General features: G+C 44.1%; 1 protein-coding gene. It reads left to right on the top strand.

Translation table 11 applies throughout. The features are described 5' to 3' along the window. Nucleotides 1–1,185, top strand: a complete 1,185-nt coding sequence (gene tuf / locus R0J88_RS18595; RefSeq protein ID WP_006791257.1) for an elongation factor Tu — start codon at nucleotides 1–3, stop codon at nucleotides 1,183–1,185. Nucleotides 1,186–1,351 lie beyond the last annotated feature (166 nt).

The following is a 1,351-nucleotide window of genomic DNA, read 5'->3' on the forward strand; positions in this document are numbered from 1 at the left end:
ATGGCAAAAGAAAAGTTTGAACGCGTAAAACCGCACGTAAACGTTGGTACAATCGGCCACGTTGACCACGGTAAAACTACACTAACTGCAGCAATCACTAACGTACTTGCAAAAGTATACGGCGGTGTTGCTAAAGATTTCGCATCAATCGATAACGCTCCAGAAGAGCGCGAGCGTGGTATCACTATCTCAACTTCACACGTTGAGTACGACACACCAACTCGTCACTACGCACACGTAGATTGTCCTGGTCACGCCGATTATGTTAAAAACATGATCACTGGTGCTGCACAAATGGACGGCGCTATCTTAGTAGTAGCTGCGACTGATGGCCCAATGCCACAAACGCGTGAGCACATCCTTCTTTCTCGTCAGGTTGGCGTACCTTACATCATCGTATTCATGAACAAATGTGACATGGTTGATGACGAAGAGCTACTTGAACTAGTAGAAATGGAAGTTCGTGAACTTCTTTCTGAGTACGATTTCCCAGGTGACGACTTACCACTAATTCAAGGTTCTGCACTTAAAGCACTTGAAGGCGAGAAGCAATGGGAAGACAAGATTGTAGAGCTTGCAGAAGCACTAGATTCTTACATCCCAGAGCCAGAGCGTGACATCGATAAGCCATTCATCATGCCTATCGAAGACGTTTTCTCAATCCAAGGTCGTGGTACTGTTGTAACTGGTCGTGTTGAAGCCGGTATCATCAACGTGAATGACGAAGTTGAAATCGTTGGTATCAAAGAGACTACTAAGTCTACTTGTACTGGTGTTGAAATGTTCCGTAAGCTTCTTGACGAAGGTCGTGCTGGTGAGAACATTGGTGCACTACTACGTGGTACTAAGCGTGAAGACGTTGAACGTGGTCAAGTACTAGCTAAGCCTGGTTCAATCAACCCACACACTACATTCACTTCAGAAGTATACGTACTTTCTAAAGATGAAGGTGGTCGTCATACTCCATTCTTTAAAGGTTACCGTCCACAGTTCTACTTCCGTACAACTGACGTAACTGGTGACGTACAGTTACCAGAAGGCGTAGAAATGGTAATGCCTGGTGATAACATCAAGATGACAGTAACTCTAATCGCACCAATCGCGATGGATGAAGGTCTTCGTTTTGCTATCCGTGAAGGTGGCCGTACTGTAGGTGCTGGTGTTGTAGCAACTATCGTAGAGTAATAATTAACGTTTAAGTTAATTGTTAGAAAAAGGTCACTTAGGTGGCCTTTTTTAATGCCTGCAATTTGCCTCACGTGAAGGTGGCGCTCTTACCTCAGGCGTAGGTGCTTTGTAGCAACGTTCAATGAGTGATAGTTAACGTTTAAGTTAATTAATACTAAAAAAC

It is taken from the genome of Pseudoalteromonas sp. SIMBA_162, assembly GCF_046535955.1.
GTDB classification, from domain to species: domain Bacteria; phylum Pseudomonadota; class Gammaproteobacteria; order Enterobacterales; family Alteromonadaceae; genus Pseudoalteromonas; species Pseudoalteromonas marina.